Source organism: Nicoliella sp. ESL1113, assembly GCF_058509245.1.
The window spans coordinates 1,364,222-1,390,586 of the sequence record NZ_CP196387.1 but is presented as its reverse complement, the minus strand read 5'-3'; the positions used below and the strand labels follow the sequence as shown (position 1 = coordinate 1,390,586).

General features: G+C 40.1%; 19 protein-coding genes, 4 tRNA genes and 3 rRNA genes. 22 read left to right on the top strand and 4 right to left on the bottom strand.

What is annotated here, in order from left to right; all coding sequences use genetic code 11:
* The first annotated feature begins 31 nt into the window (after positions 1 to 31).
* Together ACSYTJ_RS06090 and ACSYTJ_RS06085 are read left to right on the top strand one after the other, a co-directional pair.
* Positions 32 to 343, top strand: coding sequence for a hypothetical protein (locus ACSYTJ_RS06090; protein WP_491716703.1), 312 nt, complete (start codon positions 32 to 34; stop codon positions 341 to 343).
* Positions 324 to 698 (top strand): type II toxin-antitoxin system PemK/MazF family toxin, encoded by a 375-nt coding sequence (locus tag ACSYTJ_RS06085; protein ID WP_491716702.1) that lies wholly within the window; start codon positions 324 to 326, stop codon positions 696 to 698. Before ACSYTJ_RS06090 ends, ACSYTJ_RS06085 begins: the two co-directional genes overlap by 20 nt.
* 58 nt (positions 699 to 756) lie before the next feature.
* On the opposite strand, the gene cbpA is transcribed toward ACSYTJ_RS06085, so the two are convergent.
* The 3 genes from cbpA to ACSYTJ_RS06070 form a co-directional block, all read right to left on the bottom strand.
* Positions 757 to 1,398: a cyclic di-AMP binding protein CbpA gene (gene cbpA / locus ACSYTJ_RS06080; RefSeq protein WP_491716701.1), complete on the bottom strand. Its 642-nt coding sequence runs from the start codon at positions 1,396 to 1,398 to the stop codon at positions 757 to 759.
* 4 nt (positions 1,399 to 1,402) lie between these two features.
* Positions 1,403 to 2,812: a hypothetical protein gene (locus tag ACSYTJ_RS06075; protein WP_491719749.1), complete on the bottom strand. Its 1,410-nt coding sequence runs from the start codon at positions 2,810 to 2,812 to the stop codon at positions 1,403 to 1,405.
* A 231-nt stretch (positions 2,813 to 3,043) separates the two neighbouring features.
* On the bottom strand, positions 3,044 to 3,994 hold the full coding sequence (locus ACSYTJ_RS06070) for an L-lactate dehydrogenase (protein ID WP_491716699.1): 951 nt from the start codon (positions 3,992 to 3,994) through the stop codon (positions 3,044 to 3,046).
* A gap of 160 nt (positions 3,995 to 4,154) precedes the next feature.
* On the opposite strand from ACSYTJ_RS06070, the gene pth reads away from it, so the two are divergent.
* The 20 genes from pth (at position 4,155) to ACSYTJ_RS05970 (ending at position 25,584) form a co-directional block, all read left to right on the top strand.
* Entirely contained in the window at positions 4,155 to 4,712 is a 558-nt protein-coding gene (gene pth, locus ACSYTJ_RS06065) for an aminoacyl-tRNA hydrolase (protein WP_491716698.1), read from the top strand.
* A 21-nt stretch (positions 4,713 to 4,733) separates the two neighbouring features.
* Complete coding sequence (gene mfd, locus ACSYTJ_RS06060) at positions 4,734 to 8,258, top strand: transcription-repair coupling factor (protein ID WP_491719748.1); 3,525 nt, start codon at positions 4,734 to 4,736, stop codon at positions 8,256 to 8,258.
* Positions 8,248 to 9,813: a putative polysaccharide biosynthesis protein gene (locus ACSYTJ_RS06055; RefSeq protein ID WP_491719747.1), complete on the top strand. Its 1,566-nt coding sequence runs from the start codon at positions 8,248 to 8,250 to the stop codon at positions 9,811 to 9,813. The genes mfd and ACSYTJ_RS06055 overlap by 11 nt, the downstream gene beginning before the upstream one ends.
* Positions 9,814 to 9,835: 22 nt before the next feature.
* Complete coding sequence (locus ACSYTJ_RS06050) at positions 9,836 to 10,114, top strand: RNA-binding S4 domain-containing protein (protein ID WP_491716695.1); 279 nt, start codon at positions 9,836 to 9,838, stop codon at positions 10,112 to 10,114.
* A gap of 84 nt (positions 10,115 to 10,198) precedes the next feature.
* Positions 10,199 to 10,582, top strand: coding sequence for an FtsB family cell division protein (locus ACSYTJ_RS06045; RefSeq protein WP_491716694.1), 384 nt, complete (start codon positions 10,199 to 10,201; stop codon positions 10,580 to 10,582).
* An 84-nt stretch (positions 10,583 to 10,666) separates the two neighbouring features.
* Positions 10,667 to 11,176, top strand: coding sequence for a S1 domain-containing RNA-binding protein (locus tag ACSYTJ_RS06040; protein WP_491716693.1), 510 nt, complete (start codon positions 10,667 to 10,669; stop codon positions 11,174 to 11,176).
* Positions 11,177 to 11,247: 71 nt separating this feature from the next.
* Positions 11,248 to 12,615, top strand: coding sequence for a tRNA lysidine(34) synthetase TilS (gene tilS, locus ACSYTJ_RS06035; protein ID WP_491719746.1), 1,368 nt, complete (start codon positions 11,248 to 11,250; stop codon positions 12,613 to 12,615).
* Between the two features lie 18 nt (positions 12,616 to 12,633).
* Positions 12,634 to 13,176 carry a hypoxanthine phosphoribosyltransferase gene (gene hpt, locus ACSYTJ_RS06030; RefSeq protein WP_491719745.1) on the top strand — a complete coding sequence of 181 codons (543 nt, stop codon included), beginning with the start codon at positions 12,634 to 12,636 and terminating at the stop codon, positions 13,174 to 13,176.
* Positions 13,177 to 13,280: 104 nt separating this feature from the next.
* Positions 13,281 to 15,326 (top strand): ATP-dependent zinc metalloprotease FtsH, encoded by a 2,046-nt coding sequence (gene ftsH / locus ACSYTJ_RS06025; RefSeq protein ID WP_491719744.1) that lies wholly within the window; start codon positions 13,281 to 13,283, stop codon positions 15,324 to 15,326.
* Between the two features lie 98 nt (positions 15,327 to 15,424).
* On the top strand, positions 15,425 to 16,354 hold the full coding sequence (hslO, locus tag ACSYTJ_RS06020; RefSeq protein ID WP_491719743.1) for an Hsp33 family molecular chaperone HslO: 930 nt from the start codon (positions 15,425 to 15,427) through the stop codon (positions 16,352 to 16,354).
* Positions 16,355 to 16,365: 11 nt separating this feature from the next.
* Positions 16,366 to 17,379 (top strand): tRNA dihydrouridine synthase DusB, encoded by a 1,014-nt coding sequence (dusB, locus tag ACSYTJ_RS06015; RefSeq protein ID WP_491716688.1) that lies wholly within the window; start codon positions 16,366 to 16,368, stop codon positions 17,377 to 17,379.
* A 113-nt stretch (positions 17,380 to 17,492) separates the two neighbouring features.
* Positions 17,493 to 18,986, top strand: coding sequence for a lysine--tRNA ligase (gene lysS / locus ACSYTJ_RS06010; RefSeq protein ID WP_491720137.1), 1,494 nt, complete (start codon positions 17,493 to 17,495; stop codon positions 18,984 to 18,986).
* 364 nt (positions 18,987 to 19,350) lie between these two features.
* A 16S ribosomal RNA gene (locus tag ACSYTJ_RS06005) occupies positions 19,351 to 20,926 on the top strand.
* A 221-nt stretch (positions 20,927 to 21,147) separates the two neighbouring features.
* Positions 21,148 to 24,063: ribosomal RNA gene (locus ACSYTJ_RS06000) — 23S ribosomal RNA — on the top strand.
* Between the two features lie 71 nt (positions 24,064 to 24,134).
* Positions 24,135 to 24,251 (top strand): 5S ribosomal RNA (gene rrf, locus ACSYTJ_RS05995).
* Together the 16S, 23S and 5S rRNA genes with 4 tRNA genes alongside form the textbook arrangement of a ribosomal RNA operon.
* 6 nt (positions 24,252 to 24,257) lie before the next feature.
* Positions 24,258 to 24,330, top strand: a tRNA-Asn gene (locus ACSYTJ_RS05990).
* Between the two features lie 53 nt (positions 24,331 to 24,383).
* Positions 24,384 to 24,456: transfer RNA gene (locus ACSYTJ_RS05985), tRNA-Thr, on the top strand.
* A 113-nt stretch (positions 24,457 to 24,569) separates the two neighbouring features.
* A tRNA-Tyr gene (locus ACSYTJ_RS05980) sits at positions 24,570 to 24,652 on the top strand.
* Between the two features lie 6 nt (positions 24,653 to 24,658).
* Positions 24,659 to 24,730, top strand: a tRNA-Gln gene (locus ACSYTJ_RS05975).
* Positions 24,731 to 24,882: 152 nt separating this feature from the next.
* Positions 24,883 to 25,584 (top strand): GntR family transcriptional regulator, encoded by a 702-nt coding sequence (locus tag ACSYTJ_RS05970; RefSeq protein WP_491717311.1) that lies wholly within the window; start codon positions 24,883 to 24,885, stop codon positions 25,582 to 25,584.
* A 31-nt stretch (positions 25,585 to 25,615) separates the two neighbouring features.
* Here ACSYTJ_RS05970 and ACSYTJ_RS05965 read toward each other — a convergent pair whose 3' ends face one another.
* Positions 25,616 to 26,347, bottom strand: a complete 732-nt coding sequence (locus ACSYTJ_RS05965) for a WecB/TagA/CpsF family glycosyltransferase (RefSeq protein ID WP_491719742.1) — start codon at positions 26,345 to 26,347, stop codon at positions 25,616 to 25,618.
* Positions 26,348 to 26,365: the final 18 nt, after the last annotated feature.

The window sequence follows — 26,365 nt, the reverse complement described above, 5'->3', positions numbered from 1 at the left end:
TCAATTAATATTATAATAAGGGGTATTTATTATGCCATTTATTTTGTGTGAACGTTTTTTAGTTAGAACGTCTAAACTAATTTTGATCAATGAAATTAGAAATAACCAAACTAATTATAGAACGTTTTCTGTATTAGTTAATCCTGAATATAACTATTCCCCATATTTTCAGGAATTAATATATGGATATATCTTTATGGGGAATTTAAATAAGGATATCGTTAAAGAGTTTATGCCCTCTGAGGATTGTGCGGCAAGAACTATTAATGAATATTTAGTGAAACACAAATTCGTTAATAATATAAAGGAGGGGTATATCAGAAATGGCCAAGACAGATGTTAAACGTGGTGATATTTTTTATGCTGATTTATCTCCGGTCGTCGGTTCCGAACAAGGAGGGGTCAGACCTGTATTGATAATCCAAAACAATATTGGAAATCATTACAGTCCGACTGTCATTGTAGCCGCAATCACTGCACGGATTTCTAAACCTAAAATGCCCACCCATGTGGGGATAAAGGCAAGTCAATCGGATATTGAGAAGGATTCGGTAATATTACTGGAACAAATTCGAACGATTGATAAGCAGCGGCTTAACGACCGAGTTGCTCATTTAAATAAATATCTAATGAAAAAAGTTGATACTGCTTTAGAGTTAAGCATTGGATTATCTTCAAAAGTGAATGATAAAAAGTAGTATACATAACCAAAAAGATTCGTAAATGAATTCATCATTTACGAATCTTTTTAGTTGGTTATTGCATGCTATTTAGATTTTCAATTTCTGGGACCTTGAAGCCACGCTTGTTAAGGGTGGTAATGACCTTATTGAGTAATTCCTTATCCACATCTGATGGTAGGGTGAACATGGTCCGATGGACTAATTCGCCTTCCTGGACATCTAGGGAGATTACACTAGCAATGCTCGTAAACTTAGAAATGGTTCTGGCCATTTTTTCTAAATCACCACGTTCGCCAGTTGATACAACCGTAATTACGTAACTACCAACGTTAACGTTCCAGGACTGAGAAAGCATGTCCATTAAGCGATTATGGGTTAAAATTCCGTAAAATGAATTTTGTTCATCCAGAACTGCAATGTATGGTAGATCCTTAATTGAGAAGAAAACGTTGAAAAATGAGGCGTTAACGCTAATGAACTTAGTCGAATTTTTAATCAAATGGGTAACGGGAAGGTTCATATCTCCGCCCCGTGACTTATGACGATATAAATGCATCTTATAAATGTTACCACGGAAAAGGGTGCCTGTTTCATCTAAAATTGGCACACAGCGAAAGTCCTTTTCTTCTAAAATTTGTAACGCTTCTGCCAACGTATTGTTTTCAGTGACCATTGTTAAACCATTTTTAGGTTTAACTAGAGATTTTAATAACATAAAATCAGCTCCTTAATTCATATAGTAAGTATGTCATTTTGTGATTTTGGAAAACTGCACGGCGCTTTGCAACTAGATGATATGCTTTGGTAAAGTATTCATCTGGATGGTTTGGTGAATCCCAAATTGTTTCACCAGCAAGAAGTGTGAAAATTACAAAATGAGCTTTATGATTATTTAAAATATAATTTTGGGTGCGCATCAACGGTTTAAAACCCTTCAAATTCAGTTTAGCAAAGTATTTAGTCGGGGGCAATGTTCCAGACGCTGTATATACCCCTACGTCTAGATTATTATAATTTAAAATAGTGCGGTCGTTACTGCGATCGATAATTTTAGCAAATTCAATTTGAAATGGGATGGTTGATTTTTGGTTGGTACTAATTGATTGGTTGTGTGGAAATAAGATCGTGTTGCGATAAATTTGATTGGTAATGAAGATTGATCCAATTGCAATTACCATTACGATAATGCTTAACTGCTTTTGATTATCAAAGCTGTGTTCAGCAAAGAAAGTTAGAAGACTGGCAATTCCCATTGACAAAAAGATCATGAAAACGCCTAATCCAACGAAGTAATAACGATAACTGTGTTGATTACCAACGATCATGATCACTTCAAACATAATTCCAGTTAATATAATTACTTTGGGGAACCATTTGAACTTAGTTGCACAGATAAAGTAACCAATGCTTAAGCAAAATAGCGTCGTAATGGTCATGGTTCGCCAATTTTTGATGATGAAATCCGTAATTGTATATATTATTTGAACTGATAAAAATTTACTGTGGGGGTAATACTTAAAGTTAGCAAAGAAATAAATTTTAAATAAATCTCCTAAAGCCCCCATGATTCCATAAAAAACAATAATTGGGATGGAAACAGTTAAAAAACCAGCGATACTAAAGGTAACTTTACGTAACAGCTCATGCCATTCCCTTTTAAAAATGGCGTTCAGACCAATCCAAACGAAAAATGCGACCCATGGTAATACCAGGCTGAACTTGGTCCAAAAGACTAATGATAATGCCACTCCTTGGCCAAACAATTGCAAGTTACTTTCTGATTTTCCGTTATTCTTTAAAACGATGTAGATTAAACTAAGCACCAGGGGCATGATCAAACTTTCTGGTAATTCACCGTTTTCAAAGAAGTAGTCGTTAAAAACGATCGGCAGTAATGTAAAACTACTGGCATATGCAATCGGCTTGCTAAATTTAAGGTTGATGATTTTATAACTTAAGATTAAATCAAATAGGACCGTGATTGCTTCAAATAGATATACACCAATAAATGTCCGATAGCTAATTAAAGCTGCAAATGAATTCATTAAGTATATTAACGGCCCTCTTTGATCGAACAGATCACGATACGGCATCAAACCATGCCATAGCCCCTTACCAACTGTAAACATGGTATTACCGTCCCATGAATTGTTAAATGCAAATAGGGGGGAAGTGGTGGTGACAAATGCGGTAATTATTAAACTTAATATTGCGGTTAGGATAATTAAAGGCCAACCGAGTTTTTGATTGATTTGCCGTTTCATAGTTAATTGTTCGGGAACTCCCGCAAACCTTCTTTCTAATAAAAAATAACCACACTCAACGGAGTGCGGTTATTTTAAATGTTTAAAATTGGTGGATTAGTTTAATGAATCCATACCCTTTTTAGCCATTTCCTTCAAAGTTTCAGCGGATGCTGACATCTTTTTAGCTTCATCAGCACTCAATGGGACTTCGAGAACCTTAGCAACACCAGATGCGTTAATAACGGCAGGAGTTCCGATGTAAATATCGTTTAATCCGTATTCACCGTTCATTGGAGCACCAATTGGTAATACTGAGTTTTCATCCCGTAGGATGGCACGAGAAATTCTCATTAATGCGGTTGCAACACCGTAGAAGGTAGCACCCTTCTTGTTAATGATCGTGTAAGCCTTGTCACGAGTTTCTTGTTCTAATTTAAGAAGATCGTCCTTGCTTACGCCATTTTCCTTAGCCACGTCAAGTAATGGACGACTACCAACTTCTGCTTCATCAATGGCAGCAAATTCGGAGTCACCATGTTCACCCATGATGTATGCGTGAACATCAGCTGGGTTGATACCCAACTTCTTACCAACAGCAACTTGGAAACGGGTGGTATCTAGTGAAGTACCTGAACCAACAACCTTTTCCTTTGGAAAACCTGATAATTTTTGAGTAGCGTAAGTTAACACATCAACTGGGTTAGCAGCTACTAAGAAAATACCATCAAATCCTGAATCAACAACTGGTTTAACAATTGATGAAAGGATCTTGATGTTTTTGCTTACTAAGTCAAGACGAGTTTCGCCTGGCTTTTGAGGAGCACCAGCAGTAATAACTACTAGGTCAGCATCCTTACAATCAGCATAATCGCCAGAGTAGATCTTCTTTGGAGCAGTGAAAACTTGAGCGTCTTCAAGGTCTAAAGCGTCTCCTTCTGTACGATCCTTAACAATATCAATAATGACGAATTCTTCAGCGATTCCTTGTTGCATCATAGCAAATGCGTATGATGAACCAACCGCACCGTCACCGACTAAAGCAACTTTTTGGTGTTTTAATGCCAAAATAATCATCCCTTCAAAAGAATTTTGATTTTAATGCTTCCAGAGGTAATTATAGCATAATTAAACTTAAGTTGATAACGAAGAGGACACCTTTAATTATATTAAAGTGATATTTTGCTATAATAGATAGAAATAGATAAAAATAGGAGTGCAATTAAAAATGAAAATGATCGTTGGATTAGGAAACATTGGACCCCAATACGATGGGACTCGTCATAACACTGGCTTTGCAGTTTTAGACCAATTTGCTGCTGACCACGGAATTGAATTTACCACTCGTAAGATGGATGCTAAGTTAGGCTCCACGATGATCGATGGTGAAAAGGTCTTATTAGTGGAACCAACCACCTTTATGAACGAATCGGGCCGTGCAGTTGGTCCATTGATGAAATTTTATAAACTAGATATTGAAGACTTAATCGTTGTATATGATGATATGGACCTGCCAGTTGGTAAGATTAGACTAAGGACCCATGGTGCTGCAGGTGGTCATAATGGGATTAAGAGCTTAATTGCCCATTTAGGAACTAATCAATTTAATCGGATCAGAGTCGGTACGGATCATCCCAAGTTACAAAGCGTTGTTGACTATGTATTGGGGAAGTTTACTGATGAACAACTCCCTGATTTTAAGACCGCTTGTGACCATTCAGTAGCCGCTTTGAACGATTGGGTAGGTGGCGAAGCGTTCGATAAACTTGAAAATAAATATAATTAAAGTGTTGAAAGGACCCTTTGAATGAAACTAAGTCAGTTTTTTACTTCGATTCCCCAATTTAAAACAATTACTGACAACTTAAAGCCTGCCACCCGTCAACTAATTACGGGGATGTCAGGCTCAGCCAAAACATTGTTACTATCGATTTTAATGCAGCGGATTAACCACCCGATCTTGTTAGTAGTGGATAATCTACATCATATGACCCAAGTTGCGGATGATTTCACTAACTTGCTATCTGAAAATCAGGTGTTTGAATTTCCAGCAGAGGAATTGATCGCAGCTGAAGCAGCGACTAGTTCCCCGCAGTATCGTTCGCAACGGGTGCGGGCGCTGCATGCCCTTCAGACCGACCAACCGTGCGTAGTTGTGACATCTATGTCAGGAATCCGCAGAATGTTGCCGACTCCGAAGGATTTCTCAGCAAACCAGTTTGCAATTGAAGTCGGGGCAGAAATTGAATTAGCCGAGATGCAGGCAAAATTATTTCGGCTAGGATACCGCAAAACGCGGATGGTCGCTGCTCCTGGTGAGTTTGCGGTTCGTGGTTCGATTGTTGATATTTATCCACTCAATTCTGAATACCCAATTCGAATTGATTTTTTTGATACCGAAGTGGATTCACTTCGCTATTTTGATGTCTCCACACAGAGTAGTATTCAAAACCTTGAACAATTTAAGGTGCTTCCTGCAACCGATTTTATCCTGAATGCCGATCAATTAAAAAATGGTCCCGAGCTTTTGCAAAGCCACTTAAACCGCTCGACTGGGCAGATGAAGGATCGACGCGTTGCTGAAGCGATGACCGATTATTTGCAACCGATCATTGATGAATTTAAAGAGGGGATCATTGATGATCAATTAATCTTGTTTGCTAACTACCTGTTCAAGACACCTACGTCGATTTTCGACTACGTTCCAGCTGATGGGGTCATCGTTTGTGATGACTATAATCGGTTATTAGAGTCAGAACAGGAACTACTGGGCGATGAACAGCAGTGGGCGGCCGATAAGTTATTGAATGGTGAAATCTTTAGCGACCAAAAGTTCGGCCACGACTTTAAAAAGACTTTCAAAGCTGCTAAGCAAGCAGAACTAATGTTTTCGCGGTTCCAACGGGGATTGAATGGTTTGAAATTAACCCAGTTGATTGAAATTACAGTTCAACCAATGCAGAAATTCTATGGGCAAATTCCACTACTTAAGACCGAGATGAATCGCTGGTTGAAGCAAAAAGAAACCGTTATCATTATGGTCCGTGATAAGGCCCAAATGGCTAAACTAGCGAACACGATGGAAGACTTTGCAATTCATGCGACCCAAACCGATTGGGATAACATCATTGCAAATCAAGTTCAATTGATTCCAGAGCGGTTGAACAACGGCTTCGAGTTGCCGTTTGCGAACTTGGCGTTGATTACCGAAGCGGAGATGTTCAATCACGTTACGAAGCGCCGCGCCAAACGCCAGACCTTTTCGAATGCGGAGCGGATCAAGAGTTACGTTGATCTAAAACCTGGTGATTACGTTGTGCATGTCAACCACGGGATTGGCCGTTATGAAGGTATGAAGACGATGGAAGTCGATGGTAAACATCAAGACTACATGACGATTACCTATCGTGATAATGCCCAACTCTTCATTCCTGTGACACAGTTAAATTTGATTCAAAAATACGTTTCATCGGAAGATAAACGTCCGCGGATCAATAAACTTGGTGGGACCGAATGGGCCAAGACCAAAAGTAAGGTTGCCAGCAAGATTGAAGATATCGCTGATGACTTGATTGAACTATACGCTAAAAGATCATCCGAAACTGGCTTTGCATTCCCACCTGATGATGTTTATCAAGAACAATTCGACTATGCGTTCCCATATCCAGAAACGCCTGACCAACTCAAGAGCATTGATGAAATTAAAACCGATATGGAAAAGCCCCATCCAATGGATCGCCTATTAGTCGGTGACGTTGGGTATGGTAAAACCGAGGTCGCATTACGCGCGGCGTTTAAGGCCATTGAAGCGGGCAAACAAGTTGCCTTTTTAGTCCCGACGACCGTATTGGCTCACCAACACTATGAAACGATTCTAAAACGTTTCGATGGATTTCCAGTTCAAGCGGCCGTATTATCACGTTTTAGAACCCCAAAAGAGATTAAAGAGACGATTAGCGGACTTGCTGATGGTTCGATCGATATCGTGGTCGGCACCCACCGATTGTTGTCTAAGGACGTTCGTTTTAAGGACCTCGGCCTATTGATCGTCGATGAGGAACAACGGTTTGGGGTCAAGCATAAGGAACGGATCAAAACGATGCGTTCTGCCGTCGATGTTTTGACTTTGACGGCAACGCCGATTCCCAGAACTTTAAACATGTCGATGATGGGGGTCCGTGATCTGTCAGTAATTGAAACGCCCCCGATCAATCGATATCCGATTCAAACATATGTGTTAGAAGAAAATGCTGGGACGATCAAAGATGGGATTCACCGTGAGATGGACCGCGGCGGGCAGGTCTTTTATCTTCACAACCGTGTCGAAGATATTGAAAAAACGGTCGGGCTACTAGAACAATTGGTGCCAGATGCTCGGGTTGGTTACATTCACGGCAAGATGAACGAAAATCAATTGGAAAGCGTTCTCTATGACTTTGTGAATGGTGAATACGACGTATTAGTCACCACGACGATTATTGAAACGGGTGTCGATATCCCAAACGCCAATACGCTTTTCGTGGAAAATTCTGATCACATGGGCTTGTCGCAGCTATACCAGTTGCGCGGTCGGATTGGGCGGAGTAATCGAATCGCTTATGCTTATTTCATGTACAAACCCAATAAGGTATTGACCGAGGTTAGTGAGAACCGCTTGGATGCCATTCGTGACTTTACGGCACTGGGATCTGGATTTAAAATCGCCATGCGCGATTTATCGTTACGTGGTGCTGGTAACTTACTGGGGAAGCAGCAACACGGGTTCGTTGATTCGGTTGGTTATGATCTGTATACCGAAATGTTATCAGATGCAGTGGCTCAAAAACGTGGGACGAGTCGCACCCAGAAGGTTGACTCCACGATCGAATTGGATGTTGAAGCATACTTGCCAGATGATTACATTAGCGATCATCAACAAAAAATCGAGCTCTACAAACGGATTCGCCAATTGGAGAATGAAGATCAATACACTGAGATTCAGGGTGATTTGATCGATCGATTCGGTGATTATCCACAAGCGGTTGCCAACCTGTTATTGATTGGCCGAATGAAGATGTTATCGGATCAAGCTTTGATTAAAAAAATTAGTAACAATGATCAGGCCATCTTAATTACGCTTTCTAAATTGGGGACCGATAAATTCGATTCCAAGGATATTTTAAGGGCCATTGCTGAAACCAAGTTTCGTTCTACGATTGAGGTTGTGAATGAACGAATTCAAATTAAGCTGATCATTCAGCCCAATATGAAACAATCTGAATGGCTAAACGAGCTAATGAAGTTGATTGAGTCATTGTTCCAACGCAGAATGGAGATTGATGATGAGCGGTAATTCCCAAATTAAAACCGTAATGAGTGGCGCTGGAATATTAACCATTTCCGCTTTGATTGCTAAAATTTTAAGTGCAGCTTATCGAATCCCATTACAAAACCTAGTCGGGAACGTTGGCTTTTATATTTATCAACAAGTTTACCCAATTTATGGAATTGGGATGACGTTTGCGCTTTCCGGACTGCCAGTTTTAATTTCTAAACTAGTGGCTGAAGAATCCAACTTAGAACAGCGAATTGGTTTGATCAAAAGGATCCACTTGATTTTGGTGGTTGCAGCAATATTCATTTTTTCAGGACTACAATTAGGGGCGCCATTGATTGCAATTCAGATGGGGGATGTCCGATTATCGATTGTCATTCGTGCGGTTAGCTGGATGTTTTTATTAATGCCGTTCTTATCAACTAGTCGTGGTTTTTTTCAAGGCACCTTGAACATGTTGCCAACTGCAATTTCGCAGGTAGTTGAGCAGATCATTAGAATTTCAATTATTATCATAGTTGCAATTTTAGCCCACCGTAATCACTGGGACCTTTATTTAATGGGGCGGAATGCAATGTTGTCATCACCGATTGGGGCAATTTTTTCTAGCTTAGTTTTACTAATGTTCATTTGGCCAACTTTCAAAAAGCATGGTAAGCGTCCTCAAATCAGTAATTGGCAAATTACAAGAAAATTATTCATTGAAGGTGGTACGATTTGTTTATTATCTTCAATCATGATAATGATGCAATTGGTCGATTCATTTACGATTAGAAAGGGATTAATTCTATCAGGCGTCGATGGATTGCTTTCGCAAGATATCAAGGGGGTTTATGATCGGGCGCAACCATTAGTGCAAGTCGGGTTAGTAATTGGGACCTCGTTTGCTTCTGCCGCATTACCATCCCTAGCAAAGTCAATCCAAGAACACCATCAAAGAACGTTTGAATCCACTGCACGGTTGATGGTAAAGAGCAGCTTGGTAATAACCGTTTTGATAACGACGGGAATGATTATTTTAATGCCTTCAATCAATCGGGTGTTGTTTGGAACGACTTCAGGAAGCATGACGCTAGCATTTTATTGTTTAAGTATCATTATTGTAACTTTAATTACTACCGATAATAGTATCTTGCAGGGAATTGGTAATTTTCGAATTGGTTTTTATGCGGTTATTACAAGTATGGTAATAAAAGCATTCATTACAGAGGCATTAGTTGCTAGAATTGGGATATTGGGTGGTAGTATTTCGACCGTCGTTGCACTGCTAGTTGGATTAACGGTAAATGAAATCGGGGTTAAGCAGCTGCTTTCAATCCAGGCATATTCGTGGCAGATGATTTTAAAATTACTAATGGCTACTTTTATAATGGCCGTCGTCGTTATTATTATTCAATTTGGGCTAAACCAATTAATGCCGCCGACACCTGGAAGAATGGTGACGTTAGGGATGTTAATTATTGAAACATTATTCGGTGGTTGCACGGCCTTGCTTGCGGTGCTAAAACTGAAAATATTTGAACCCGATGAACTAAGCGATTTACCAGTTATTAATCATTGGATGAAAAAATAATTAAATTCGGAGAGTGAATTTTATGAGATTAGATAAATTTTTAAAGATTTCCAGAATTATTAAGAGAAGAACCGTTGCTAAAAGTATTTCTGATCAAGGACGAATTGAAATTAACGGTCGGGTTGCAAAGTCATCGACCAACGTTAGTCCCCGCGATCAATTAACAATTAAGTTTGGTAATAAAACTTTAACAATCGAGGTGGTTCAATTAGTTGATACCACTAAAAAGGCCGATGCAGATAAAATGTATAAAATTTTAAGCGAAGATTATGAACATGATTATCAAAATGAACAATTTTAAACGCTTTCATCCCTAGTACGATAGACAATGGCGTGACTTATTGCTATACTTAAGGCAATTGAATAATTTTTGGGGGAATTATTTATGAAAAATAGCAATGTCAAGGCGCTGAATAACGATTATACCAAGAGTTATTATCGTAAAATTAAGTGGGCATTCATTAATAAACCAAAATTTAGGCGCATTTGTCTAGCTTCGATTATTTTTTTATTGTTTTCAATTCCGATGTTATTTGGGATTATTAAGTCGTCTTCACAAACATCCGCAATTCAGCAACAAACAAACGTTAGCAAACAAAATTTAGTTGATGCAAAGGCAAAAAACCAAGAGTTAAAGTTGAATGTAAAACAATTGAATAATTCTGAATACGTCCAACAATTGATTCGTGACAAATATTACTATACTAAGTCTGGTGAAACCGTTTATAGTTTGCCTAATGACACGGCTAAGGATGTTACACAAAATTAAATGTTTTTACGTTTTTTATATGTAATATTGATGCTTTTGGTGCTATACTAAAAGCACTTAATTATTAGGAGGAAACACTTTTTTATGGCAATTGAAGTTGGAACAAAAGTTCCTGGCAAAGTTTCTGGAATTACTAATTTTGGGGCTTTCGTAGACCTAGGAGATCACAAAACTGGTTTAGTACACATTAGTGAAGTCTCAGATGGCTTTATTAAGGATATTCATGATGTACTTAAGGTTGGCGACCAAGTAAATGTTAAGGTCCTAAAAGTTGGTGACGATGGAAAAATTGCTCTTTCTATGAAGCAAGCAAATGATGAACATAGTCATGTTAGTGAAAAACATGGTGGACATAATCAAAACCACGGTGAACATCACGAACACAACGGTCACAAGAATTTTCATGGAAATGGTGGCAATAAGAACCACTTTAATAATCACCATAATGAAGGTGCCGTAAACCATAAAAATACCCAGACGGAAAATTTTGATGATATGATGTCAAAATTTCTCAAGCAAAGTGATAGTCGATTAGCAACACTTAAAAAGAATACTGAAGGTAAACGTGGCGGTCGTGGTGGCCGACGGAGTTAACCGTTAAATTATTTAATAATTATAAAAGATTAAGGATGAAACCTTAGTCTTTTTTATTTAGGAGGGGTGCAATGAAATTAGCGCTTCGAAAACAGTTCGCTAGTATTGTTAGACGAAATAAATATTGGCAATCAGATCAACCGATTGTGGTAGCGGTTTCAACTGGAGTAGACTCAATGGTACTACTGGATCTATTGTTGCATTTAAGGAATCGCATTCCAAAAATTATCGTGGCACATGTTAACCATAAGCTGAGAACAGCCAGTGATGAGGAACAACTTTATATTGAAGACTACTGCAAAGCGCATGGAATAGAATTAGCAGAAACGATTTGGCCCCGTGCTGATCACCCGAAAAATGGGGTTGAAGCAGCAGCACGTGATTTTCGGTACGCCTTTTTTAAGGAGGTAATGAATGTAAATCATGCTCAAGTGTTAGTTACCGCTCACCACCAAAACGATCAAGCTGAAACGGTTTTAATGAAGCTGATCCGTGGTGATAGTATTGGGCAAGTCAGGGGAATTCAACCCGAGCGTCGCTTTGCTAACGGGGGATTAGTGCGGCCGTTACTAGCATTTTCTAAAAAAACACTAATTGAGTATGCAAATGAAGCTTCGATCAAGTGGTTCGAAGATCAAACTAATCAAGATGATGATGTAATGCGCAATCGAGTCCGTCATAATTTACTACCGATGATGGAACGTGAAAATCCACGAATAGTGAGTGCATTGAGCCAATTTGCCAGTCAAATTTCTGAAGTTTTATCTACCAATCAATTTATGCTCGAACAACTAATTAATCAAATCAAAGTAGCGGATTATTATCATTTAGCTTCTTTTTTGAAGTTCCCGTTAGATGTACAGAAACAATTGTTATTTAGAATTGATCGAGATCTAGGAGCTGGACGGCCGCTAAACGCAAAACAAGTGCAAAATATTTTACGAATTTTGAATAATCACCAAAAACCACAGGGGATTTTTAAAATTAATGCAAGCATAATTCTTCGGAAAACTTACGTTGGATTTAAATTAGATGTTAGTAAAATTATTAAGAAAAATGCAATCAAAATTAATAAAATTATGGTAAGATTAAATCATTGGTATCGAATTAATGATCGAATGACTGTTGGGGTTTTTACACCTCAGAGCCCCGTTAAATTAACGAATGCCCACATCCTAAATTTTCAGTTGAACGTCTCTTGTTTACCATTAACGATTAGACCTTGGCAACCACAGGATAAAGTGACTTTGAAATCGGGTGGCCATCAGAGGGTAAAAAGAGTCTTGATTAATCAAAAAGTTCCCAATGCACAGCGTGAACAAGCAATGGTACTGGTTGATAACAATGAGCGGGTCATTTCGCTGTTAGGATATAAGGATTCTATTTTTATTGAAAATGATGGAGCAGTCGGCTCGTATCAATTATTAATTCGGACTTAACTTTGAGAGGAGAATTCCATGAATAACGACATATTGAAGTCTGTCTGTGATCAAAAGCACATTCAGCAAGTTTGTAAGCGACTTGGGGAACAAATTACAAAAGATTATCAAGGTAAAGAACCGCTGGTAGTAGGGGTGTTGAATGGTGCGATTTTCTTTATGACCGATGTCGTTCGTTATATGGACTTGTACTTATCAATCGATTTTATCGATGTGTCTAGTTATAATGGTGGCACTCAATCTTCTGGGAAGGTCAATTTAATCAAGGACTTAGATAGTGATGTTAAGGGCCGTGATGTAATCATTGTTGAAGACATTATCGAAACTGGACGGACTTTAAAGTACGTTCAAGAACTACTTAAGGATCGCGGAGCTAAGTCGATTAAAATGTGTACACTGGTTGATAAGCCTAAGGCACGCGTGGTTGAATTACCAGTTGATTACGTTGGAATTGACGTTCCTAATGAATTTTTAGTGGGATATGGACTTGATTATCAGGGAAAGTATCGTAACTTACCTTATATTGGGGTGTTAAAGCCTGATATTTATCAAAACAAATAATTAGTTCATTTATGAAAATCATGGTATCATTATTTTTTGTAAAATAAGTTTACGATTGTTGCGAAATACCGCTTAATCGTAATCGGTTAATTAGGAGGCACTTAATGAAAAACAATAAAAATGGACTATTCCGAAGTAGTCTGTTCTATATTGTTATTGCCATGTTGTTGATTGGGGTTTTATACTTCGTTAGTGGCAATGGCAATAGCGGCCAGACTCAACAAATTCAATCAAGCCAATTCATAAGTTCATTAAAAACAGATAAAGTTAAAAACTTCTCAATCCAGCCTTCTGGCGGTGTTTATAGGATTACTGGTCAATATCGTAGTGCACAATCTGCAAGTAATTCTAACCAAAGCACCTTCACACTTGGGGCAGCTAAGAGCAATAAGGTTACTAACTTTTCAACTACGATTTTAAAGAACAATTCTTCAGTTGCTGAAGTTAATAAGGCAGCAAGACAATCAGATACTAAGGTGAATGTTAAACCAGCTGAATCTAATAGTATTTGGATTAATTTAATTGTTTATATCTTACCAATGATTTTATTAGTCTTTTTCTTCTATATGATGATGAACCAAGCCGGCCGTGGTGGCGGAAATGGAATCATGAAGTTTAGCAAGAGTAAGGCTAAACCCACAGATAGTAAGGAAAACAAGGTTCGTTTTTCTGACGTTGCTGGTGAAGAGGAAGAAAAACAAGAACTAGTTGAAGTAGTGGAATTTTTGAAGAATCCTAAAAAGTATTCATCATTGGGAGCAACGATTCCACATGGGGTTCTTTTAGAGGGACCTCCTGGAACTGGTAAAACACTTCTTGCTAAGGCAGTTGCTGGTGAAGCGAACGTACCGTTTTATTCCATTTCTGGTTCTGATTTCGTTGAAATGTTTGTTGGGGTTGGAGCTAGTCGAGTTCGTGATTTATTTGAACAGGCTAAAAAATCCGCACCAGCAATTATCTTTATTGATGAAATTGATGCCGTTGGTAGAAAACGTGGTTCCGGAACCGGTGGTGGTCACGATGAACGTGAACAAACCCTTAACCAACTCCTGGTTGAAATGGACGGTTTTAGCGGGAATGAAGGGGTCATTGTTATTGCAGCTACTAACCGTGCTGATGTTTTAGATAATGCTTTGACTCGTCCTGGTCGTTTTGATCGAAAGGTGCTTGTTGGTCGTCCTGATGTTAAGGGACGTGAAGCAATCTTGGATGTGCATGCTAAGGGTAAGCCCCTTGCTGATAATGTGGATCTACATGAGATTGCTAAGCAGACGCCTGGGTTCGTTGGGGCTGACCTTGCTAACCTGTTGAATGAAGCAGCATTATTAGCTGCTCGTCGGGATAAGAAGTTAATCGGACCCGCTGAAATAGACGAAGCTGAAGATCGGGTCATTGCTGGTCCTGCCAAGAAGAATCGGGTCATTAATCAACAAGAGCAAAAGACGGTCGCTTATCATGAAGCTGGTCATACGATCGTTGGATTAGTTCTGAACGACGCAAGGGTTGTTCATAAGGTTACCATTGTCCCACGTGGTCGTGCCGGTGGATATGCGATTATGCTTCCTAAGGAAGACCAACAATTGCTTTCTAAGAAAAATGCAATGGAACAAATTGCTGGTTTAATGGGTGGACGGACTGCCGAAGAAATTATTTTTAACTCTCAATCATCTGGAGCTTCTAATGATTTTGAACAAGCAACCAATATTGCAAGAGCAATGGTTACTCAATATGGAATGAGTGAAAAGCTTGGAATGGTCCAATTAGAAAATCCAAACCAAGAAGCATATGCTCAACCTCGCTATTCTGATGAAACTGCTGCATTGATTGACTCTGAAGTTCGTCGGATTACTAGTGAAGGGCATGAAACTGCTAAGAAAATCATTGAATCGCATCGTGAACAACATCGGGTTATTGCTGAAGCATTGCTTAAGTATGAAACACTTGATGAAAAGCAAATCCTTAGTTTATACAATACTGGTAAGATGCCTACCGAGGATAGTGAATATCCAAGCGAAGCTGCTACTTTTGAACAAACTAAAGAGGAGTTAGCTAAGCAAGAGGCTGATAAGGATAAAGAATTTGAATCAGAAGCTGATCGACAAGCTAAGCACGATGAAAAAAAACATGATGATGACGATAATTATTATTAAAAAGATGAATATCTAGTTAAAAAACGTGGGTTAAACATTGCACTCACGTTTTTTGTATATCAATACCATTGATTAATGAAATGAAAGGATGGATTAAAATGGTGCCAAAAGATCATTTGATTAAAAGTATTACTAAGGATGGAATGTTTAGAGCATATGCAATTGATGCAACTGGTGTCGTTGCTGAAGCTCAAAAGCGCCAAGATACTTGGAGCGCGTCTTCTGCTGCTCTTGGACGGACATTAGTAGGAAGTCTTTTACTTTCTGCTTCTGTGTTAAAGGGGCAAGAGACAATGACGGTGCAGATTAATGGTGGTGGGCCAGTCGGAACGATTATGGTCGATGCCGATGCGAATGGACATGTTAAGGGATACGTTCAAGATCCACATGTTCACTTACCACTTAATAAATTTCACAAAATTGATGTTGGGAAAGCCGTGGGAATAAATGGCTTTATGCAGGTGATGAAGAGTATGGGAGGCGACGAACCTTACTCTAGTAGTGTTCCATTGGCATCTGGTGAAATCGGTGATGATTTTACCTATTACCTAGCTCAGTCTGAACAAATTCCTTCAGCCGTTGGAGTGTCAGTCTTCGTTAATGAGGATAATTCAATTAAGGTTGCGGGAGGGTATTTAATTCAAACCCTTCCTGATGCTGATGATCAGGCAATCAGCAGATTGGAAAAACGATTAAAAGAAATTCCAATGGTATCTGAACTATTGCTTTCAGGTCAAACGCCAAAGGATATTTTAAATTTGATTTTTGGTGAAGAAAATTTAGACTTTTTAACTGATACACCAGTTGAATTCACATGTAGTTGTTCTAAAAAAGGTTTTGCAAAGGCATTATCAAGGGTTAGTCCTGATGAAATTAAAAGAATCATTGATGAGGATCACGGGGCAGAATTAGTTTGCCATTTTTGTGGAGCTCGTTATAATTATGATGAACAAGAATTAAAATCCATATTAGCAATTAGTGAAAAACGTGCTGAAATGGATGCTGAAGATGATGAATCAAAGGATTAAGGAGAAAATTTATGAAAAATGATAGTTGGAAAATTGGGAACATTGAAATTCCTAATCGAGTAGTGGTTGCCCCAATGGCTGGGGTCACTAACTCTGCATTTAGAATTATTTGTAAAAAATTTGGAGCTGGTTTAGTAGTCTGTGAAATGATTTCTGATCGGGGCCTAATGTATCGCAATAAGAAAACCATGACTATGATTGGGGTTAATCCTGAAGAACATCCAATGAGTATCCAAATTTTTGGAGGAAGTAAGGAGACCTTAGTTGAAGCTGCTCAATTTATCGATCAACAAACTGATGCTGATATTATTGATATAAACATGGGTTGTCCAGTTAATAAGGTAGTGAGAACTGATGCTGGATCCAAGTGGCTGTTAGATCCAAATAAGATCTATGAAATGGCCAAGGCAGTTACCAGTGCCGTTGAAAAACCTGTTACGCTTAAGATGCGTACTGGTTGGGACGATGATCATCTCTATGCGGTTGAAAACGCCCTAGCTGCGCAAGAAGCTGGAATTTCTGCTTTAGCAATGCATGGTCGGACTAAGGCTCAAATGTATCGGGGACACTCTAACTGGGAGATCCTACATGAAGTGGCTAATAATATTTCCATTCCATTTATGGGAAACGGGGATGTTAGAACCCCTCAAGAAGCTAAGCAAATGCTTGAAGAAGTTGGAGCGGATGCAGTAATGATGGGTAGAGCAGTTGAAGGGAATCCATGGATTTTAAAACAAACTACTCATTATTTAGACACAGGTGAATTACTACCAGAACCAAGCGTGGAAGAAAAAATTCAAACTGCAAAGGAACACCTCCACCGTTTAGTTGGTCTGAAGGGTGATTTTGTTGCTCCCCGTGAGTTTAGAGGCCAAGCTGCTTACTACTTGAAGGGAATTTCACATTCAGCACGGGCAAGAGCAGCTTTGAATGATGCAAATACTGAAGCTGAAATGAATGAAATTTTTGATCAATTTGTTGATAAACAAGCAAAAAGAGCAAAGCGGACTACTAGAATGGCTTAATTCCAATCGTTAATCGCCAGTAGTTTTAAAAAATGATATAATGTTTTTGATAATAAGTTATGGGAAAACAATGCATCATAACAAAAAACGGAGGTTTTATTGTGGCAAAAGAAATGAATGATCAAATGCGGGTTCGTTTAGATAAAATGAACGAACTGCGCCAAGAAGGAATTGATCCTTTTGGTCATGCGTTCAAAAGAACTTATTTAGCAAAGCAACTCCATTCTGAATTCAATGATTTAAGTAAGGAATCAATTGAAGAATTAGGTAAAAAAGCAGTTATTGCCGGTCGGATGGTTGCTAAACGTGGTAAGGGTAAAGTTGGATTTGCGGACATCATGGATCGAACTGGTCGGATGCAAATTTACGTTAGAAAAGACGTTGTAGGGGAAGAAAACTACCACATCTTTAAGCGTTCTGATATTGGTGATCACCTTGGTGTAGAAGGTGACATCATTAAGACTGATATGGGTGAGTTAACGATTCGTGCTACTCATATTACTTTCTTATCAAAGGCACTACGGCCATTACCCGATAAATTCCATGGTTTACAAAATAAGGAACAAAAGTATCGTCAAAGATACCTTGATTTAATTTCAAATCCAGAAAGTTTTGATCGTTTCCAAAAACGGACTAAAATTATTTCTGCAATTAGAAGTTACCTTAATAACGAAATGGACTGTACTGAAGTTGAAACGCCAGTACTTCACAACCAAGCTGGTGGAGCAAGTGCACGTCCATTTATTACCCACCACAATGCTTTGAATATCGATCTATACCTTCGAATCGCACTAGAATTACCATTGAAACGGTTGATTGTTGGTGGAATGGAACGGGTTTATGAAATTGGACGCGTATTCAGAAATGAAGGGATGGACCAAGATCATAACCCAGAATTCACTGAATTAGAATCATACATTGCATATTTTGATTTTAAGGATGTAATGGATGAAACTGAAGGGATTTTTAAAGCTGCTGCCAATGCCGTTACCGATGACGGAAAAGTAACTTACGATGGAGAAGAAATTGACTTTAGTAAACCATTTGCTCGCAAGCACATGGTAGATGCAATTAAAGAAGTTACAGGGGTCGATTTCTGGAAACCAATGACTGATGAAGAAGCCCGTAAAATTGCTGATGAACATAACGTTAAATACGAATCATACTGGAAAGTTGGTCATATCATTAATGAATTCTTTGAAGAGTTTGTTGAAGGTACGATTAAACAACCAACTTTTATTTACGGCCATCCAGTTGAAATTTCACCATTAGCTAAGAAAAATGCTGATGATCCACGTTTTACTGATCGTTTCGAGCTCTACATTTCTGGAACTGAATACGGAAATGCATTTACTGAACTTAATGATCCAATTGATCAAAGAGAACGGTTCGAAGCTCAAGCTGCTGAAAAAGATGCTGGTAACGATGAAGCGCAAGGAATTGATGAAGACTTTATCGAAGCCTTGTCATACGGAATGCCACCTACTGGTGGATTGGGAATTGGAATTGATCGGTTAGTAATGTTACTGACGGATGCTGAATCCATTCGTGATGTTATTCTCTTCCCTACGATGCGTCCAGAAGATAATTCACAACCAGAAGAATAGTTTTAAAACTTTAAAAGATGGGATTGGAAAAATCTCATCTTTTTTTATTCAATCTGTTGACTTTTAATTTAAATGTCTGTATAGTAGTTAATGCTGATAAATTAATGACGACCTTATAAAGATTTGTTATTAATTCAGCCAAATTTAATTTTAAAAAATCGTTGACATCCAGTTAGCAATTTGATATTATTAAATAGTTGTCGTTAAGAGCGACGCACAAAAGTAGATCTTTGAAAACTGAACAAAATTATGACAAAAAATGTGTAAGGAACTTCATTTTAAATGGAGTACAAAAAACTTATGCGAAGTCAATTCGCTTTAAAGTAACAAATATTAAGAAGAGCTAACGTTAAGCTTTTCATCATAAGATGAGAGTTTGATCCTGGCTCAGGACGAACGTTGGCGGCGTGCCTAATACATGCAAGTCGAACGAACTTCCGTTAATGATAGTTGATGCTTGCATTAACTTGACTTAACATCGAAGTGAGTGGCGAACTGGTGAGTAACACGTAGGTAACTTGCCCTAAAGCGGGGGATAACATTTGGAAACAAGTGCTAATACCGCATAACAACAAAAACCGCATGGTTTTTGTTTAAAAGATGCGTTTGCATCACTTTAGGATGGACCTGCGGCGTATTAGCTTGTTGGTGGGGTAATGGCCTACCAAGGCAATGATACGTAGCCGACCTGAGAGGGTAATCGGCCACAATGGGACTGAGACACGGCCCATACTCCTACGGGAGGCAGCAGTAGGGAATCTTCCACAATGGACGCAAGTCTGATGGAGCAACGCCGCGTGAGTGAAGAAGGGTTTCGGCTCGTAAAACTCTGTTGTTAAAGAAGAACAAGTTTGATAGGAAATGATCAAGCTTTGACGGTATTTAACCAGAAAGTCACGGCTAACTACGTGCCAGCAGCCGCGGTAATACGTAGGTGGCAAACGTTGTCCGGATTTATTGGGCGTAAAGCGAGCGCAGGCGGTTTTTTAAGTCTGATGTGAAAGCCTTCGGCTTAACCGGAGAAGTGCATCGGAAACTGAGAAACTTGAGTGCAGAAGAGGACAGTGGAACTCCATGTGTAGCGGTGAAATGCGTAGATATATGGAAGAACACCAGTGGCGAAGGCGGCTGTCTGGTCTGTAACTGACGCTGAGGCTCGAAAGCATGGGTAGCAAACAGGATTAGATACCCTGGTAGTCCATGCCGTAAACGATGAATGCTAGGTGTTAGAGGGTTTCCGCCCTTTAGTGCCGCAGCTAACGCATTAAGCATTCCGCCTGGGGAGTACGACCGCAAGGTTGAAACTCAAAGGAATTGACGGGGACCCGCACAAGTGGTGGAGCATGTGGTTTAATTCGATGCTACGCGAAGAACCTTACCAGGCCTTGACATCTCCTGCAAAGCTAAGAGATTAGCCGTTCCCTTCGGGGACAGGATGACAGGTGGTGCATGGTTGTCGTCAGCTCGTGTCGTGAGATGTTGGGTTAAGTCCCGCAACGAGCGCAACCCCTATTATTAGTTGCCAGCATTAAGTTGGGCACTCTAGTGAGACTGCCGGTGACAAACCGGAGGAAGGTGGGGACGACGTCAAATCATCATGCCCCTTATGGCCTGGGCTACACACGTGCTACAATGGACGGTACAACGAGTCGCAAAACCGCGAGGTCAAGCTAATCTCTTAAAGCCGTTCTCAGTTCGGATTGCAGGCTGCAACTCGCCTGCATGAAGTTGGAATCACTAGTAATCGTGGATCAGCATGCCACGGTGAATACGTTCCCGGGTCTTGTACACACCGCCCGTCACACCATGAGAGTTAGTAATACCCAAAGTCGGTGCAGTAACCTCTTTTGAGGAGCTAGCCGCCTAAGGTAGGACTGATGATTAGGGTGAAGTCGTAACAAGGTAGCCGTAGGAGAACCTGCGGCTGGATCACCTCCTTTCTAAGGAATAATTCGGAACCTTACACAGTCATAGTTTTGTTTAGTTTTGAGAGGTCTACTCTCAAACTTGGTTCTTTGAAAACTAGATAATATTTTAATTTTTCCAAATTATTGAATTGTATTAAATACAATTTCAACCGAGAACACCGCGTTATTTTGAGTTTTTTAAATTAGTTTTATTCGTATTTACTCAATTAACCAAATACCACTTCGTGGTAATAGGTTAAGTTATTAAGGGCGCATGGTGGATGCCTTGGTACTAGGAGCCGATGAAGGACGGGACTAACGCCGATATGCTTCGGGGAGCTGTACGTAAGCTTTGATCCGGAGATTTCCGAATGGGGAAACCCAATAAATTTAATCGTTTATTATTCAATGACGAATTCATACTCATTGAAAGGCAGACGTGGGGAACTGAAACATCTAAGTACCCACAGGAAGAGAAAGAAAATTCGATTCCCTCAGTAGCGGCGAGCGAACGGGGAACAGCCCAAACCATCGAGTTTACTCGATGGGGTTGTAGGACTGAACATTTGAGTTACCAAAGAATTAGATAGTCGAAAGATCTGGGAAGTTCTGCGACACAAGGTGATAGCCCTGTAGACGAAATCTAATTCCCTCAGTTCAGGATCCTGAGTACGGCAATACACGTGAAACATTGCCGGAATCCGGGAGGACCATCTCCCAAGGCTAAATACTCCCTAGTGACCGATAGTGAACCAGTACCGTGAGGGAAAGGTGAAAAGCACCCCGGAAGGGGAGTGAAATAGTTCCTGAAACCATGTGCCTACAAGCAGTTAGAGCCCGTTAATGGGTGATAGCGTGCCTCTTGCAGAATGAACCGGCGAGTTATGATAACATGCAAGGTTAAGATGAAAAGTCGGAGCCGTAGCGAAAGCGAGTCTGAATAGGGCGCCATAGTATGTTGTGATAGACCCGAAACCAGGTGATCTACCCATGTCCAGGCTGAAAGTGTGGTAAAACACACCGGAGGGCCGAACCCGTGTACGTTGAAAAGTGCTGGGATGAGGTGTGGGTAGCGGTGAAATTCCAAACGAACTTGGAGATAGCTGGTTCTCTCCGAAATAGCTTTAGGGTTAGCCTTGGAGTCGAGAATCATGGAGGTAGAGCACTGTTTGGGTGAGGGGCCCGTCTTGGGTTACTAAATTCAGATAAACTCCGAATGCCATTGATTTATATCCAGGAGTCAGACGATGAGTGATAAGATCCACCGTCGAAAGGGGAACAGCCCAGACCACCAATTAAGGTCCCTAAATATATGCTGAGTGGAAAAGGATGTGGAGTTGCATAGACAACTAGGATGTTGGCTCAGAAGCAGCCACCATTTAAAGAGTGCGTAATAGCTCACTAGTCGAGTGATCCTGCGCCGAAAATTTACCGGGGCTAAGCATATTACCGAGATTGTGGACGCAACTTATGTTGCGTGATAGGAGAGCGTTCTAAGGGCAATGAAGCCAGACCGTAAGGACTGGTGGAGCGCTTAGAAGTGAGAATGCCGGTATGAGTAGCGAAAGATCAGTGAGAATCTGATCCACCGAATGACTAAGGTTTCCTGGGGAAGGCTCGTCCTCCCAGGGTTAGTCGGGACCTAAGCCGAGGCCGAGAGGCGTAGGCGATGGATAACAGGTTGAGATTCCTGTACTAGTTAACTATGTTTGACCGATGGAAGAACGTAGGAGGCTAAACGTAGCATCCTGTTGGATATGGATGTTCAAGCACTAAGTCAGGTGTTGAGTCAAATGCTTAATACCGTGTTGACAAGGTGTGATGAGGACCGAAATTTAGTAGGGAAGTCGTTGATGTCACACTACCGAGAAAAGTTTCTAGTTAGTAGTTAACTACCCGTACCGCAAACCGACACAGGTAGTCGAGGAGAGAATCCTAAGGTGAGCGAGTGAACTCTCGTTAAGGAACTCGGCAAAATGACCCCGTAACTTCGGGAGAAGGGGTGCTGCACTACGTGCAGCCGCAGTGAAAAAGCTCAGGCGACTGTTTATCAAAAACACAGGTTTCTGCAAAATCGTAAGATGAAGTATAGGGGCTGACGCCTGCCCGGTGCTGGAAGGTTAAGTGGATGAGTTAGCTTCGGCGAAGCCCAGAAACGAAGCCCCAGTAAACGGCGGCCGTAACTATAACGGTCCTAAGGTAGCGAAATTCCTTGTCGGGTAAGTTCCGACCCGCACGAAAGGCGTAACGATCTGAGCACTGTCTCAACGAGAGACTCGGTGAAATTGAGATACCTGTGAAGAAGCAGGTTACCCGCGACAGGACGGAAAGACCCCATGGAGCTTTACTGTAACTTGATATTGGGTGTTTGTATAGCTTGTACAGGATAGGTAGGAGCCATAGAAGTCGGGACGCTAGTCTCGATGGAGGCATTGGTGGGATACTACCCTCGCTGTATGAACACTCTAACCCGCACCACTGATCGTGGTGGGAGACAGTGTCTGGTTGGCAGTTTGACTGGGGCGGTCGCCTCCTAAACAGTAACGGAGGCGCCCAAAGGTTCCCTCAGAATGGTTGGAAATCATTCGACGAGTGTAAAGGCAGAAGGGAGCTTGACTGCGAGACATACAGGTCGAGCAGGGACGAAAGTCGGGCTTAGTGATCCGGTGGTACCGTATGGAAGGGCCATCGCTCAACGGATAAAAGCTACCCTGGGGATAACAGGCTTATCTCCCCCAAGAGTTCACATCGACGGGGAGGTTTGGCACCTCGATGTCGGCTCATCGCATCCTGGGGCTGTAGTTGGTCCCAAGGGTTGGGCTGTTCGCCCATTAAAGCGGTACGCGAGCTGGGTTCAGAACGTCGTGAGACAGTTCGGTCCCTATCCGTCGCGGGCGTAGGAAATTTGAGAGGAGCTGCTCTTAGTACGAGAGGACCGGAGTGGACATACCGCTGGTGTACCAGTTGTGCCGCCAGGCGCATCGCTGGGTAGCTATGTATGGATGAGATAAACGCTGAAAGCATCTAAGTGTGAAACCCACCTCGAGATGAGATTTCCCATTCCTTTATGGAAGTAAGACCCCTGAAAGATGATCAGGTAGATAGGCTGGAAGTGGAAGTGCAGTGATGCATGGAGCGGACCAGTACTAATTGGTCGAGGACTTAACCAAGTAAGGTTGTTCTCATGGAAGAATAAGATATTATCTAGTTTTGAGAGAACGAAGTTCTCACAGATAAATAGTGTGGTGATGATGGCCAGAAGGATACACCTGTTCCCATGTCGAACACAGAAGTTAAGCTTTTGAGCGCCAAAAGTAGTTGGGGGATCGCCCCCTGCAAGGATAGGACGTTGCCACGCAATTATTCCGGCATAGCTCAGTTGGTAGAGCACCTGACTGTTAATCAGGTTGTCGACGGTTCGAGCCCGCCTGCCGGAGTCATAACTAGATAGAGTGCTAACTTATGTTAGCACTTTTGTGTTATATTATATGCCGGCTTAGCTCAGTTGGTAGAGCATCGGTATCGTAAACCGAGGGTCACAGGTTCAAGTCCTGCAGCCGGCATAAATATAGCTAATTAGTTGAGTAATTACAATAAAATGTTAATTTACTATTGACTATTGTGCTATATTTAGGTATTATATTAATTGTCGTTTGATACGATACTTCTACATTTCGGAGGGGTAGCGAAGTCTGGCTAAACGCGGCGGACTGTAAATCCGCTCCTTCGGGTTCGGTGGTTCGAATCCACTCCCCTCCATAATATTGGGCTATAGCCAAGTGGTAAGGCAACGGGTTTTGATCCCGTGATGCGCTGGTTCGAACCCAGCTAGCCCAATCTTAATAAACAATCGTTATTATTAATGTTTAAATACGTTGATATAACGGTTTTTTTGTTTATTGTGTAAATGTTTTTAGTTTAAAAGAATTAAATTTGATCAAAGATGCTATATAATGAAACTATCAGAATCAAATGGAGGGATTTTTAATTTGAGTTCACCTATTTATATTCAAATCCATAATGTAATCAAGCGTAAAATTGAAGATAAAGAATGGCTAATTGGTGATCGAATTCCTTCAGAAAGGGAACTAGCTAATCATTTTCAAGTTAGCAGAATGACCTTAAGACAAGCAATTCAAACTTTAGTAGATGAGGGTATTTTAGAGCAACATGTGGGCTCAGGAACTTTTGTTGCTAATTCTAAGGTGCAAGAGAAGATGTCTGGGGTAACCAGTTTTACAGATATCATGGTTTCACAGGGTAAAAAACCTGATAGCAAGACCATTTCTTATCATGTGATGGCACCATCATTAAGTGAAATGGAAAAATTAAAAATTGGTCAAAACGATAAAGTTCTTAGAATGGAACGGATTCGTTATGGTGATGGAATTCCAATTTGTTTTGAGGTTGCAACGGTTCCTGAAAACATTGTTGATGGACTTAGTAAATCAGATGTTACTAGTTCACTTTATCGAGCGTTGGAAGAGAAAAAGGATTTAATTCCTAGAAAAGCGCACCAAACGGTTTCCGCAATGTTAGCTTCAGAAAAAATTGCTACCTATCTAGATATTAAAAAAGGGGATTCAATTTTAAGACTTAGACAAATCACATATTTACAAAATGGCACTCCATTTGAATATGTTCGTACTCAATACGTTGGAAAGCGGTTTGAATTTTATCTCGAAAAATAAAGTCGTAGCTGGATTATATCCAACTACGACTTTATTTTGATTTTCGAACTAACTTGAGGTATTTCGGAATGACCATAACTCGGGGAAGCCTTTTTGGTTCTTTAAGTAAACGATATAGCCACTCTAAGTGGTGGTTAATCCAAAACTTTGGGGCTCTTTTATTATTACCAGATAAAACATCAAAACTGCCGCCTAAGCCAATCCAAAGCCCGTTATTTAAATGACGATATTGATTAATGAACTCCTCTTGTTTCGGTGATCCAAGGGCTAAAAAGACCATGTCAGGTTGTTGTTGTTTTATCTCTTTTGCCACAGATTCGTTCTCCTTGAAATAACCATCACGAATCCCACTGACTATTAAATTGGGATACTTTTTATGCAAAACACTTTTTAAATCTTCAATAACCTTAGGTTTTGCCCCCACGAAATAAGCTGATTTATGATTTTGATTTCCCCATTCTAGCATTGCTTTAAATATATCAAACCCAGTAATTCTTTCTTGAATGGGTTGATTAATAATTTCAGATGCTTTAATAATTCCAATACCATCTGGAGTAATAAAATCAGCATGTTTTAAAAGGTTTTGGTAATCATGGTTTTGATATGCATAGTAAGCAATTTCTGGATTGACGGTTGCAATGAATGTATTTTCACGTTGCTGAACTCTTGCTTGAATAATTTGTAAAAAATGGGTAAAGTTAGTATTAATATATGAAATATTTAAAATTGTGGTTTTTTTTAACTTGTCGTTCAATAAAAACATCCTTTCAATGTATAATAT